Annotated in this window: 13 protein-coding genes; 4 read left to right on the top strand and 9 right to left on the bottom strand. The window is 68.6% G+C overall.

The genetic code is table 11. From position 1 onward, the window contains the following. Window positions 1–3: 3 nt before the first annotated feature. Window positions 4–2,196, bottom strand: a complete 2,193-nt coding sequence (locus Sp245p_RS09800; RefSeq protein WP_109138484.1) for a ComEC/Rec2 family competence protein — start codon at window positions 2,194–2,196, stop codon at window positions 4–6. Between the two features lie 164 nt (window positions 2,197–2,360). On the opposite strand from Sp245p_RS09800, the gene gltX reads away from it, so the two are divergent. The 3 genes from gltX (at window position 2,361) to Sp245p_RS09815 (ending at window position 5,380) form a co-directional block, all read left to right on the top strand. Beyond that, a complete protein-coding gene (gene gltX, locus Sp245p_RS09805; RefSeq protein WP_014240171.1) occupies window positions 2,361–3,773 on the top strand; it encodes a glutamate--tRNA ligase in 1,413 nt (470 codons plus the stop codon). 94 nt (window positions 3,774–3,867) lie between these two features. Next, window positions 3,868–5,181 (top strand): citrate synthase, encoded by a 1,314-nt coding sequence (gene gltA / locus Sp245p_RS09810; RefSeq protein WP_038528311.1) that lies wholly within the window; start codon window positions 3,868–3,870, stop codon window positions 5,179–5,181. Next, window positions 5,174–5,380 (top strand): hypothetical protein, encoded by a 207-nt coding sequence (locus tag Sp245p_RS09815; RefSeq protein ID WP_014240168.1) that lies wholly within the window; start codon window positions 5,174–5,176, stop codon window positions 5,378–5,380. Before gltA ends, Sp245p_RS09815 begins: the two co-directional genes overlap by 8 nt. A 4-nt stretch (window positions 5,381–5,384) precedes the next feature. Here the strand turns inward: Sp245p_RS09815 and Sp245p_RS09820 are convergent, their stop codons facing one another. Both Sp245p_RS09820 and Sp245p_RS09825 read right to left on the bottom strand, forming a co-directional pair. Further along, window positions 5,385–5,993: a glutathione S-transferase family protein gene (locus Sp245p_RS09820; protein ID WP_014240167.1), complete on the bottom strand. Its 609-nt coding sequence runs from the start codon at window positions 5,991–5,993 to the stop codon at window positions 5,385–5,387. A 56-nt stretch (window positions 5,994–6,049) separates the two neighbouring features. Continuing rightward, complete coding sequence (locus Sp245p_RS09825) at window positions 6,050–6,970, bottom strand: LysR substrate-binding domain-containing protein (protein WP_014240166.1); 921 nt, start codon at window positions 6,968–6,970, stop codon at window positions 6,050–6,052. Between the two features lie 121 nt (window positions 6,971–7,091). On the opposite strand from Sp245p_RS09825, the gene Sp245p_RS09830 reads away from it, so the two are divergent. Then, complete coding sequence (locus Sp245p_RS09830) at window positions 7,092–7,619, top strand: GNAT family N-acetyltransferase (protein WP_014240165.1); 528 nt, start codon at window positions 7,092–7,094, stop codon at window positions 7,617–7,619. A gap of 6 nt (window positions 7,620–7,625) precedes the next feature. Here the strand turns inward: Sp245p_RS09830 and gloA are convergent, their stop codons facing one another. The 6 genes from gloA to Sp245p_RS09860 all read right to left on the bottom strand — a co-directional run bounded on the left by gloA (window position 7,626) and on the right by Sp245p_RS09860 (window position 12,160). Next, window positions 7,626–8,021, bottom strand: a complete 396-nt coding sequence (gloA, locus tag Sp245p_RS09835) for a lactoylglutathione lyase (RefSeq protein WP_014240164.1) — start codon at window positions 8,019–8,021, stop codon at window positions 7,626–7,628. Beyond that, a complete protein-coding gene (lpxB, locus tag Sp245p_RS09840; RefSeq protein ID WP_014240163.1) occupies window positions 8,018–9,238 on the bottom strand; it encodes a lipid-A-disaccharide synthase in 1,221 nt (406 codons plus the stop codon). Before lpxB ends, gloA begins: the two co-directional genes overlap by 4 nt. Then, a complete protein-coding gene (locus Sp245p_RS09845; RefSeq protein ID WP_014240162.1) occupies window positions 9,235–10,077 on the bottom strand; it encodes an LpxI family protein in 843 nt (280 codons plus the stop codon). The genes lpxB and Sp245p_RS09845 overlap by 4 nt, the downstream gene beginning before the upstream one ends. A 52-nt stretch (window positions 10,078–10,129) precedes the next feature. Further along, entirely contained in the window at window positions 10,130–10,918 is a 789-nt protein-coding gene (gene lpxA / locus Sp245p_RS09850; protein WP_014240161.1) for an acyl-ACP--UDP-N-acetylglucosamine O-acyltransferase, read from the bottom strand. Continuing rightward, on the bottom strand, window positions 10,915–11,385 hold the full coding sequence (gene fabZ, locus Sp245p_RS09855) for a 3-hydroxyacyl-ACP dehydratase FabZ (protein WP_014240160.1): 471 nt from the start codon (window positions 11,383–11,385) through the stop codon (window positions 10,915–10,917). Before fabZ ends, lpxA begins: the two co-directional genes overlap by 4 nt. 196 nt (window positions 11,386–11,581) lie before the next feature. After that, on the bottom strand, window positions 11,582–12,160 hold the full coding sequence (locus tag Sp245p_RS09860) for an OmpH/Skp family outer membrane protein (protein WP_014240159.1): 579 nt from the start codon (window positions 12,158–12,160) through the stop codon (window positions 11,582–11,584). Window position 12,161: the final 1 nt, after the last annotated feature.

Genomic DNA, 12,161 nt, shown 5'->3' on the forward strand with positions numbered 1-12,161 from the left:
GGTTCAGCGCCCCCCGGTCTTTCCATCGGACAGCGTTCCGCCCATCGTCCTTCCTCCCATCGTCCACGGGCGGTCGCCGCGTTGCCCCCGGACGGTTTCCACCCGGATGCCCTTGTCCGACAGGGTGAGCGTGTGCGCGCCCTCCCGCCGCAGTTGCCAACGGTCGATGACCAGCGGCGCCCGGCACCCGCGCGACGGGGTCGCGATCACCACCGCGTCGGCCACCGCGCAATCCTCAGTCAAGGCGTCCGGCTGGCGCAGCAGCGCCACTGTCTTCCCCTGCGCGCGGTAAAGGCATCCCAGAGCGTCGCAGCGCAGCCGCCCGTCCAGGCTGACCCCGACGAGTGGCCAGACATCCTGACCGGCTTTCTCCTCCGGCTTCTCCATGCCGTCGCGCCGCCTCCACGTGTTGGCGGCCCGCCCGTCGCTGGCGGTGGACAGGCTGAGAATCCCCTCCGCGCCGCGCACGGCCATCAGTTTTCCGTCCTCCGACACCAGAATGTCGGGCCGCAGCGCGGCGGCCGGGGCGACCAGCCCGCCGGCCAGGGCCACCAGCCCCAGCCAGCGCCAGCGTCCCGTCCAGATGGCCAGCCACAGCCCGCCCAGCGTGACCGCCGCGATGGCGGCGTCCGGCATGGCCGGCAGGAACGCCGTCGCTCCGGGCAGTGCCGCGGTCCGCTCCGCCGTTTCAATGACCAGCCGAACGCCCCAACTCATCGCCGTGACCGCCGGCCCCTCCAGCCCGAAGGGCAGCAGCAGGTAGGAGAGCAGGCTGAAGGGCATGATCCACACCGTCGTAATGGGGATCGCCACCATGTTGGAGAGCACGCCGTAAAAGGCGACCTGCTGGAAATGGTAGAGCCCGTAGGGCGTCGTCGCGACCGTCGCCACCACGCTGGAAAAGGCGATGCCGCCCAGCGCCATGACGCCCTTGCCGAGCCAGCCCATCTCGCGCCGCCGACTCACCGCCCAGGGCGTGAACCGTTCGAAGGCGGCGATCAGGGCGACGACCGCCGCGAAGGACATCTGGAAGCTGGGCCCCAGCATCCCCTCCGGGTCGTAGAGGACGGTGACGATGCCCGCGAAGGCGACCAGCCGCATGCTGATCGGCGACCGGTCGGCGACGACCGCGCCCATGACGAGGCCGGTCATCAGCACGGACCGAAGCGTCGGCAGGGGCGCCCCCACCAGAAGCGTGTAGAGGATGGCCGACAGGATGCCGGCCAGCGCCGCGATCTTCTTGATCGGCCAGCGCAGCGCCACCCAGGGAACCAGGGCCAGAAGCGCCCGCACCACCCAGAAGACGATGCCCGCGGCGATGCCCACGTGGAGGCCGGAGATGGACAGAAGGTGGGCCAGACCGCTGTCGCGGAAGGCGTCCATCATCGGTTCGGGAATCGCCGCCGCGTCGCCGTTCAGCAAGGCGGCGGTGACGCTGGCCTCCGCGGAATCGCTCACGACGGCGCGCACCCGCTCGGCGATGGCGGCGCGCGCCCGCTCGAAGGCCACGGTCACCCGGCGCCAGCCACTGGGCGGCGGCGCCTCCTGCGCGACGGGGGCGCCGATGACGAAGCCGACCGCGCCGAAGCCTTCGAAATAGGCCCGCCGCTGCAGGTCGAAGGCTCCCGGCTCCGCCGGGGCGGCCGGCGGGTGGAGCATGGCGCGCAGCCGGACCACCGTCCCGGCCTCCGGCGGTGCCACCTTGGCCGGCAGATGCAGGCGGACCCGCTCCGGCGTCGCCTCCGGGGCCAGCCGCTCCACCGTCGGTTCACCGATCATCAGCCGCGTGCCGGTGGGCTGCCGCTCAACCGCCAGCACCCGCCCGGTGACCTGCACCGGCCCAAGCTCGCGCGTCAGCATCGGCGCCATCGCCGCCACGCTGTGCAGTTGCGCCGCGGCGAAGCCCAGAGCGACGCTCAACAGCCCCAGCAGCAGAACGACCGGCGCCAGACGCCGCCGCGCCAGCCACAGCAGCGCCAGACATCCGGCCGCGGCGCCCGGCCCCAGCCAGAGCGGCGGCTCGGCATGCAGGCCGAAATACAGGGCCACACCCGCCCCGGTCCCCACGGGCAGCCACAGCGCCCAGCGCTCCCGCTCCGCGGCGAGGCACTCCTGTGCCGCCGTGGAAAGGCGCGTGCCGACGCCGCGACGGACAGGGCCGGAATCGCCCTCCTCTGCCGCCAAACCTCCGGCCATGCCCTCTTCAACCCCGTGGGCCATACTGTCGCCTATGCGCGCAAGGCAAATGCCTCCGGCGCCGTTAATGTGTTACACCACCGCACCACCGCAGTCGCACCGCAGCCGCCGCATCTCGGCCGCCGCAGCACTGTAGCAGCGCCGAACCTGGAATTGAGCCTCCCATGACCGTCGTCACCCGTTTCGCCCCGTCGCCCACCGGCTTTCTCCACATCGGCGGTGCCCGAACCGCATTGTTCAACTGGCTGTACGCCCGACGCAACGGCGGCACGTACCTGCTGCGCATCGAGGACACCGACCGCCAGCGCTCGACGGACGCGGCGGTGGACGCCATCCTCGACGGCCTGTCCTGGCTCGGCCTCGACTGGGACGGCGACGCGGTCAGCCAGTTCGCCCGCAAGGACCGCCACGCCGAAGTGGCGCAGCAGATGCTGGCGGCCGGCCGCGCCTATTACTGCTACGCGAGCCCCGAGGAACTGGAGGAGATGCGCGCCGCCCAGAAGGCCGCGGGCCAGCCGGTGCGCTACGACGGGCGCTGGCGCGACCGCGACCCGTCCGAGGCTCCGGCCGGCGTGAAGCCGGTGATCCGCCTGAAGGCGCCGCAGGAGGGCGAGACGGTCCTGAAGGACCGCGTCCAGGGCGAGGTGACGGTGCAGAACGCCCAGCTCGACGATCTGATCCTGCTGCGCGCCGACGGCACCCCGACTTATCTGCTGGCGGTGGTGGTGGACGACCACGACATGGGCGTGACCCACGTCATCCGCGGCGACGACCATCTGACCAACACCTTCCGCCAGATCCAGATCTACAACGCCATGGGCTGGGACCTGCCGGAATTCGGCCACATTCCGCTGATCCACGGTCCGGACGGCGCCAAGCTGTCGAAGCGCCATGGCGCGCTCGGCGTCGACGCCTACCGCGACATGGGCTACCTGCCGGAGGCGATCCGCAACTACCTGCTGCGGCTCGGCTGGGGACACGGCGACGACGAGATCATCTCGACCGAACAGGCCGTGGAATGGTTCAACCTGGAGGGCATCGGGCGCTCCCCCTCGCGCTTCGACTTCGCCAAGCTGGAGAACCTGAACGCCCATTACATGCGGCAGGCCGACGACGCCCGCTTGGTGGGTCTGGCCACCCCGCGGCTGGAGGCCGAGCTTGGCCGCGCGCTGACCGAGTCGGAGCGGGATCTGCTGACCCGCGCCATGAACGGGCTGAAGCAGCGCGCCCGCACCGTGGTCGATCTCGCCCAGAGCGCCCGCTTCTACCTCGCCGCCCGTCCGCTGGCGATGGACGAGAAGGCCGCCGCGTTGTTGGACGAGAAGGGCCGCGGAATCCTGACCGACCTCGCCGCCCGCTTCGAGGCCGAGGCGGACTTCACCGCCGCCGCCCTGGAAGGGCTGGTGCGTGCCTTCGCCGAGGAGCGGGGCGAGAAGCTGGGCAAGATCGCCCAGCCGCTGCGCGCCGCGCTCACCGGTTCCACCGTGTCGCCGCCCATCTTCGAAGTGGCCGAGATCCTGGGCCGCGCGGAAACGCTGGCCCGGATGAAGGATGCCGCAACTGCAGCACGGGGCTAACTTCCGTGCGTTGATATCCGCCCGGCATAGAACTATGCTGCGCGCATTCGAAAAGGGCGTTAAGCCCCAACCCTAAAGATAAGGACGTGCCGAGATGACCCAAACCGCGGACAAGGCCGATACCTTCACCCTGATCGACAACCGGACTGGCAAGCAGGTCAGCCTGCCCGTGATGAAGGGAAGCACGGGTCCGGACGTGATCGACATCCGCAAGCTCTACGCCGAGACCGGTTGTTTCACCTACGATCCGGGTTTCACTTCGACGGGCAGCTGCGAGTCCAAGATCACCTACATCGACGGTGATGAGGGTGTTCTGCTGCACCGCGGTTACGCCATCGACGACCTTGCCGAGCACGCGACCTTCCCGGAGGTCTGCTTCCTTCTCCTCAACAACCACCTGCCGAACGCCGCCGAGAAGGAAGAGTTCGAGGGCATCCTGCGCGGCCACTCGATGGTGCACGAGCAGCTGACCCGCTTCTACAGCGGCTTCCGCCGCGACGCCCACCCGATGGCGGTTCTCTGCGGCGTCGTCGGCGCGCTGTCGGCCTTCTACCACGACTCGACGGACATCGAGGACCCGGTGCAGCGCAAGATCGCCGCGCACCGCTTGATCGCCAAGATCCCGGCGATCGCCGCGATGGCCTACAAGTACTCGGTCGGCCAGCCGTTCATGTACCCGCGCAACGACCTGTCCTACGCCGAGAACTTCCTCTACATGACCTTCGGCACGCCGTGCGAGCCGTACAAGGTCAACCCGGTCCTGTCCAAGGCCATGGACAAGATCTTCATCCTGCACGCCGACCACGAGCAGAACGCCTCGACCTCGACCGTCCGTCTGGCCGGCTCGTCGGGCGCCAACCCGTTCGCCTGCATCGCCGCCGGCATCGCCTCGCTGTGGGGTCCGGCCCATGGCGGCGCCAACGAGGCCGTGCTGAAGATGCTGGAGGAGATCGGCTCCGTCGATCGCATCCCGGAGATCGTCCGCCGCGCCAAGGACAAAAACGACAACTTCCGCCTGATGGGCTTCGGCCACCGGGTCTACAAGAACTACGACCCGCGCGCCCAGGTCATGCGCAAGACCTGTCATGAGGTTCTGGCCGAGCTGGGCATCAAGGACGAGCCGCTCCTCGACATCGCGATGGAGCTGGAGAAGATCGCCCTCGAAGACCCGTACTTCGTCGAGAAGAAGCTGTACCCGAACGTCGATTTCTACTCGGGCATCATCCTGAAGGCGATGGGCTTCCCGACCAGCATGTTCACCGTGCTGTTCGCCGTGGCGCGCACCGTCGGCTGGATCTCCCAGTGGAAGGAGATGATCGAGGACCCGGTCCAGAAGATCGGCCGTCCGCGTCAGCTCTACACCGGTGCGACCAAGCGGGACTTCATCCCGCTGGCCGAGCGTGGCTAACCGGCCGACAGCACACATCGGGACGGGCGGCTCCGACGGAGCCGCCCGCAGCCCGGCTGCGTTCATCGTTCCGGCGCGGCGGGTCCGTCAGGGCCAGCCCGCCGCGAACGACAACAAGCCGCCGCTCTCGCGGCGGCTTCGCCGCATCGTCTTCTATGCGGTGATCGTGGCGATGATCGCCGCGGTGGTGCTGATCTAACCGTCTAGCCCTGGGTGATCGGGATGTGCGGCCCTTCCGCCGCCACACGCTCCATCCATGCGCGCACCGCCGGATAGCCGGACAGGTCGAACCCACCCTCCTCCGCCACATGGGTGTAGGCGTAGAGCGCGATGTCGGCGACGCTGAAGCGATCGCCCACAAAGAAGCGACGCTCTGCCAGATGCCCGTCCATGACACCCAGCGCGTCGTGGCCGAGCCGGCGCTTGGTCACCAGCCCCAGCTTGCGCTCCTCCGTCATCTCCACATGGTGCGTGATCCAGAAGCGCACGGTCGCGATGTTCGGTTCGTGGCTGTACTGCTCGAAGAACATCCATTGCAGGACCCGCGCGCGGCCTTCCCGGTTGTCCGGCAGATAGGGCGTGCCTTCCGCCAGATACCAGAGGATCGCGTTGGATTCCGGCAGGTGGCTGCCGTCCTCCAATTGCAGAGTCGGGATGCGCCCGTTCGGATTGCGGGCCAGGAACTCCGGGGTGCGCGTTTCCGCCCGGTCGATGTCCAGTTCGATCCGCTCATAGGGAATGCCGAGCTTGTGCAGCAGCAGCCGGCACTTGTAGCCGTTTCCGGAAGACAGGTTGTCGTAAAGGCGCAGCATGGGGGCGTGTCTCCGCTCCAAATCCATCCGATAGCGGATATAAACATGAAACGGAATCAGGCGCCAGCGCGGCCCTGCGGAAACGGTACGCCGAGCCGCTCCAGCCGCGCCCGATCCGCAGCGGCCTCCGCCAGCAGCCAGTGCCGAAAGGCGCGGAGCACGCCGCGCCCGCGCCCTTCGGCCGGGGCGGTCAGCACATAGCGGTCGCCGCAGTGCACCGCCGGTCCGAAGGGGCAGACGAGCCGTCCCGCTTCCAGCGCCTCCAACACCAGCGACGGGCGCCCCAGCGCAATCCCCTGCCCGGCCATGGCCGCCTGGATCACCATCACCGATTCCGAAAAGCTCAGGCTGCCCGCTCCATCCAGACTTACCCCGCTGCCGGCGCGCCACAGACTCCAGTCCGGCGACGCCTGATAATGCAGCAGTGTCTGGCGGGACAGGTCGGCCGGGCCGGACAGCCGCTCAGCCAGCGACGGCGCACAGACCGGAAACAGCGGCTCTTCCGACAGAAGCGCCCCCGCGGGACCGGGATCGCCGCCGCGCACGTAGCGGATCACCGCCCAGCCCGCCTCGGCCTCCGACGCGCGCTCGGTGTTGCCTCCCTCGATGTCCAGCCGCAGGTCCGGCCGGCCGTCCAGGAAGCGCCCCAGCCGCGGCACCAGCCACAAGGCCGCCCAGGTGCGCGGCGCGGCAACGCGCAACCGCTCCGGCCCTTGCCCGGCGATGCGGTCCCAACTCTCCTGGACCCGGCCCAGACCGGCGGTGCAGGCTTGCGCGAGGTCGCGCCCGGCGTCGGTCAGAAGAAGCCCCTGCGGGGTGCGGTCGAACAGACGGACCTTCAGCCGCTTCTCCAGATCGCCCACCTGACGGCTGACCGCTCCATGGGTCAGGCCGAGTTCGTCGGCGGCGCGGGTCATGCTGCCGTGCCGGGACGCCGCCTCGAAGGCGGCCAGTGCGGTGAAGGGAAGACGCGGCATCGACGGCGCGGTTGGGTTTTGCTGTGAGAATTCCTCACATCCATGCCCTGCGAAGTCAATTGTGAAGCGGGAGGGCGGCGGGCAGGGTTGGGGCGCGATCAGAACCATCCCGGCACCTCCCATGACGATCCCTTTGGCAATCACCGACATTCCCGCCCTCAACGACCACCGTCTCCGGGCGGAGCTGGAAGCCCTTCTGGAGGACGCCGTGAACAGCGGCGCCTCGGTCGGTTACCATGCCCCGCTGGAACCGCATTGGAAACAGGCGTTCTGGAACGGGGTGGCCGCCCAACTGTCCGGCGGCGCGCACCGGCTGCTGATCGCCCGCGGACCGGACGGAGACTTGCTGGGAAGCGTCCAGTTGGCGCTCTGCACCAAGCCGAATGGCGCGCACCGCGCCGAGGTGCAGAAGCTGCTCGTCTTCACCCGCCATCGGCGGAACGGAGTCGCGCGACGGCTGATGGCGGCGGTGGAGGACACGGCCCGTGGTCTGGGGCGGTCGCTGCTGGTGCTCGACACGTTGAAGGGCGACAGCGGCGAGCCCTTCTACGAAGCGACGGGCTGGCGTCGCGCCGGGCTGATTCCCGGCTACACGGTGGAAGCGGACGGCGCCTTTCACGACACCGTCCTCTTCTACAAAACGCTGTGAGACCGCTTACTTCGTCTCGATCAGCTCGACCTTGTAACCGTCCGGGTCCTCGATGAAGGCGATCACGGTGGTGCCGTGCTTCATCGGGCCAGGCGGACGCGGAATTTTGACGCCTTCCTTGGCGAGCTGCTCGCAGGTGGCATAGATGTCCGGCACGCCCAGCGCGATGTGGCCGTAGGCGGTGCCGATGGCGTAGGGCTCGGCCTGGTCCCAGTTGTGGGTCAGTTCCAGGACGGCGGTGTCCTTCTCGTCGCCGTAGCCGACGAAGGCCAGCGTGAAGCGACCGCCCTCATAATCGTTGCGGCGCAGCAGCTTCATGCCGAGCAGGCGGGTGTAGAAGTCCAGCGACTTCTCCAGATCATAGACCCGGAGCATCGTGTGCAGCAGGCGGAATTGGCTCATGGTCTCGTCTCCCAAGCGGGTTCTTGCGCTCTCGTCTTTTCCGACCTCGTCTTATCCAACCGGCCGGCGGCAACCTCCAGCACGACCTGGGCGGCGCGCTCACTGGGCGGCGTTCCGCCCTGCCCCAGCCAGCGCGCCACCTCCGCCACACCGTCGATCTGCGTCGCGCGGGCGGCGGGATCGTCGAGCAGGCGCCCCAGTTCGGACGCCAGCCGGTCGGGACGGCAGTCCTCCTGAAGCAGTTCCGGCACCAACATGCGGTCGAGCATCAGATTGACCAGATTGACGTATTTGACCCGGATCAGCCGCCGGTACAAGGCCACCGTCACCGGGTTGAGACGGTAGGCGATCACCGTCGGCAGGCGGGCCAGCGCCAGTTCCAGCGCCACCGTCCCGGACGCCGCCAGCGCGGCCTCCGCCGCCGCGAAGACATCGTATTTCGGAGCGTCGCCCTCGACGAGGATGGTGCGCAACGGCCACCCCGCCACCTCCGCCGCCACGCGGTCGCGCACCGTCGCCACGGTCGGCACCACGGCGACCAGCCCCGGATGAGACGGCAGCAAGCTTTCCAGCGTGGCGCGGAAGTCGGGAAGCAGGCGCGACACCTCGCCCTTCCGGCTTCCTGGCAGGACGGCGACGACCCGCGCATCCGCTGCCAGCCCATGGGTCTCGCGGAAGCGCTGCGCGTCGCCATGCCCGGCGCCGCTCTCCACCACCGAATGGCCGACGAAGGTGCAGGGAAGCCCCTCCTTCTCGAAATAGGGCGGCTCGAAGGGCAGGATGGCCAGCAGATGATCGTAGATCGCCGCGTACTTGGCGGCGCGCTTCGGCTTCCACGCCCAGACAGTGGGCGCCACATAGTGGATGAGCGGAATGTCCGGCGCCTGCGCCTTGACCCGCTTGGACACCCGCACGGTGAAGCCCGGCGAATCGATGCCCACCACCGCGTCAGGCCGCAGCCGCAGAATCTCGGCAACCGTCTGGTCGATGCGGCGCAGCAGGTTCGGCAGATGGGGCAGCAGTTCGAACACGCCGAACAGAGTCAGCTCGCCCATCGGGAACAGGCTCTCCAGCCCCTCCGCGACCATCTTCTCGCCGCCGATGCCGGCGAAGCGCACCCGCCCGCCGGTCAGCCGTTTGCAAGCGGCCATCAGCCGCGCGCCCAGCGCGTCGCCGGAGGGCTCCCCGGCGATCAGGAAAATCAACGGATCGCTCACGACCGGGTCTCCGACGCAACGGTGATGCCGACGACGAACAGACCCAGCCGGTCGGCGGCCTCGGCCACCGCGGCACGGTCCACCAGCAGGCTGCCGCCCGCCTCGACGGCAATGCCGCGCAGACCGGCGCGGGCGGCGTTCTCCACCGTCGTCACTCCCATGGTGGGCAGGTCGAGGCGTCGGTCCTGCTGCGGCTTCTTCACCTTGACCAGCACGCCGCCCGGTCCAGGACGCGCCAGCCCGGCGCAGCGGGCCAGCATGGCGTCGGTGCCCTCGATGGCTTCCACGGCGATCACGATCCCCTGCTGGACCACGGCGCCTTGTCCGACGTCGAGCGCACCGAGCGTGCGGGCAACCTCGACCGCGCGGGCAATGTCGCGTTCGGCCTCGGCGTCCGGCCGCAGCCGCCCCACCGGCCCCACCGGAGTGAGAAGCTCGCCGAGGAGGTCGTGCAGGCCGACCACGCGGAACCCCTCCCCTTCGAGTTCGCGCGCGACGGAGCGCAGCAGCCCGTCGTCGCCCAGCGCTCGGGTGCCGACCTTGGCGAGGAACTTGGTGGTGTACCAGTCGGGAAGAAGCTCGGTGAAGGACGGCCGACGCACTGGTCCAGCGAAGACCAGTTCCCCGACCTTTTCCTTCTTCAACCGGTCGATGATGCTGCCGGCGGCGCCGAAGCGGCTCCACAGATGGGGGAGTCCCTCGACGGTGGCTGGGTCGGTGTGGCCGTCGAAGGCGACGACGAAGACCTCGCGCCCCTGGCCGCGCACCGCGGCGGCGATGCGGGCCGGCAAGGTGCCGCCGCCCGCCAGGATGCCGAGCTTGGGAAGAGGCTGCGACATGGCCGGGACTCTCCCAGGAAACGGAACGTAAAAAGAGGGGCGTGAAGGCCCCTCAGCCCTCGCGCGGCTGGCAGAGCGACCGCGAGGCGCGCGCGAAAGTCAGCACGTCGGCGACCAGCGTCTGCTGCCCCATGTCGCGCCCGACCTCCTCCATGCGCTCGGCGAAGGTGCCTTCGTTGCCGAACAGCAGGCGATAGGCGGCGCGCAGGGCGTGGATCTCGTCCTTCTGGAAGCCGCGACGCTCCAGCCCGACGAGGTTCAGGCCGGCCAGACGCGCCCGGTCGCCCATGACGAGGCCATAGGGGATCACGTCCTTCTCGACGCCGGACATGCCGCCGATCATGGCGTGCGACCCGATGCGGACGAACTGGCGGACCGCCGACAGCCCACCGATGGTCACGAAATCGCCCAGATGGACATGGCCGGCCAGCGTGGCGTTGTTCGCCAGGACCGCGTGGTCGCCGACGACGCAATCGTGGGCGATGTGGACGCCGACCATGAACAAGCCGTTGTCGCCGACCCGCGTGACCATGCCGCCGCCCTCGGTGCCGGGGCTCATGGTGACATGCTCGCGGATCTGGTTGTTGCGCCCGATGACCAGTTCGGACGGCTCGCCCTTGAATTTGAGGTCCTGCGGGCGGTGGCCGATGGACGCGAAGGGGTAGATGACCGAGTCCTCGCCGATGCGCGTGCGGCCTTCGACCACCACATGGGAGGTCAGCCGCACACGGTCGCCGAGCTGGACATCCGGTCCAACCACACAGAAGGGACCGATGGAAACGTCTTCGCCCAGCCTGGCGGCCGGATCGACGACCGCCGTCGGGTGAATGGAAACGCTCATTTCTCGTCCAGGATCATGGCGGAATAGACGGCTTCGGCGACCAGGACACCGTTGACCTTGGCCTCGCCCTTGAACTTCCACACGTTGGCGCGCTGGCGCTGCTTGCTCACATGGATGTGGATGGTGTCGCCGGGAGTGACCGGGCGGCGGAAACGCGCCTCGTCCACGGTCATGAAGTAGACCAGCTTGCCCTCGGACTCCTTGCCCAGCGTGGCGACCACCAGCACGGCGGAGGTCTGCGCCATCGCCTCGATGATCATCACGCCCGGCATCACCGGCCGCGATGGGAAGTGCCCCTGGAAGAACGGCTCGTTGATGGTGACGTTCTTCACGCCGGTGGCGCTTTCGCCCAGGGTGATGTCGATCACCCGGTCGATCATCAGGATCGGATAGCGATGCGGGATCATTTCCATGATCCGCATGATGTCGAGGTCGGCTATCTTCTTGTTGTCCGCCGTCACATCCATGGTCCGGCCGCCCGCCTTTCAAAATCCACGAGAACGCCCCGCGCCGCGCCTGCGGCGGCCCGGGACGAAGCCCCTTGTGCCCCATTTCCGGGGATTTGGCAATCCCGACGCCGACAGCTTTCCGGCTCCGCCCTTTGCGCAAAGAAAAAGCCGCCACGCCTCCCTGCGGAAGCGTGGCGGCTCGTTCCGACGCGCCTTACTGCTTGGGAACGGTCAGCGCGACCTGGGGCAGCTTCTTGTTCACCCGCTCCAGCACCACGTCGGTGACGTCGAGCTGGGTGTCGACCAGGACGAACTGCTGGCGGGCGAGGACCAGGTTGGCGCCGCGCTCGCGCGCGACGTCGGCCACGATCTCCACCATGTTCTTGTGGACGACGGCCATCGCCTCGTTCAGCGCGTTTTCCAGGGCGCGCTTGCGGCTCTGCACCGTCTTCTGGACCTCGCCGACCTGCTTCTCGAAGTCGCGGCGCTTGTTGGCCAGCGCGTCCGGAGCCAGCACGGTCTGCTGCTTGCGCAATTCCTCCTCGGACTTGCGCAGCTTGTCCTCCAGCGAGGCGATTTCCTTCTGGTAGGTCTCGCGCAGCGATTCGAAGGACTTCGAGACGCCCTTGGAGGCGTTCGACTCCTGCATGATCTTCTGGACGTCGACCACCGCGATGACCGGCGCCTTGAGGTTGTCGGTCGGCTTGTCCTGGGCGAAGGACGGCGTCGCCATCGCGACGCCCGCCAACACCGCACCGGCGGCGACCAGCGCCCTGAGCTTGCTGAACTGCATG

Source organism: Azospirillum baldaniorum (assembly GCF_003119195.2).
GTDB classification, from domain to species: domain Bacteria; phylum Pseudomonadota; class Alphaproteobacteria; order Azospirillales; family Azospirillaceae; genus Azospirillum; species Azospirillum baldaniorum.

Bases quoted from the DNA above. Each gene is read 5' to 3' on its own strand.
- Sp245p_RS09820 (WP_014240167.1), bottom strand. From the start codon at position 5,993: ATGCTGCGCCTTTACGACAACCTGTCTTCCGGAAACGGCTACAAGTGC.
- lpxA (WP_014240161.1), bottom strand. From the start codon at position 10,918: ATGAGCGTTTCCATTCACCCGACGGCGGTCGTCGATCCGGCCGCCAGG.
- gltA (WP_038528311.1), top strand. From the start codon at position 3,868: ATGACCCAAACCGCGGACAAGGCCGATACCTTCACCCTGATCGACAAC.
- Sp245p_RS09860 (WP_014240159.1), bottom strand. From the start codon at position 12,160: ATGCAGTTCAGCAAGCTCAGGGCGCTGGTCGCCGCCGGTGCGGTGTTG.
- Sp245p_RS09830 (WP_014240165.1), top strand. From the start codon at position 7,092: ATGACGATCCCTTTGGCAATCACCGACATTCCCGCCCTCAACGACCAC.
- Sp245p_RS09845 (WP_014240162.1), bottom strand. From the start codon at position 10,077: ATGTCGCAGCCTCTTCCCAAGCTCGGCATCCTGGCGGGCGGCGGCACC.
- Sp245p_RS09800 (WP_109138484.1), bottom strand. From the start codon at position 2,196: ATGGCCGGAGGTTTGGCGGCAGAGGAGGGCGATTCCGGCCCTGTCCGT.
- Sp245p_RS09825 (WP_014240166.1), bottom strand. From the start codon at position 6,970: ATGCCGCGTCTTCCCTTCACCGCACTGGCCGCCTTCGAGGCGGCGTCC.
- gloA (WP_014240164.1), bottom strand. From the start codon at position 8,021: ATGAGCCAATTCCGCCTGCTGCACACGATGCTCCGGGTCTATGATCTG.
- fabZ (WP_014240160.1), bottom strand. From the start codon at position 11,385: ATGGATGTGACGGCGGACAACAAGAAGATAGCCGACCTCGACATCATG.
- gltX (WP_014240171.1), top strand. From the start codon at position 2,361: ATGACCGTCGTCACCCGTTTCGCCCCGTCGCCCACCGGCTTTCTCCAC.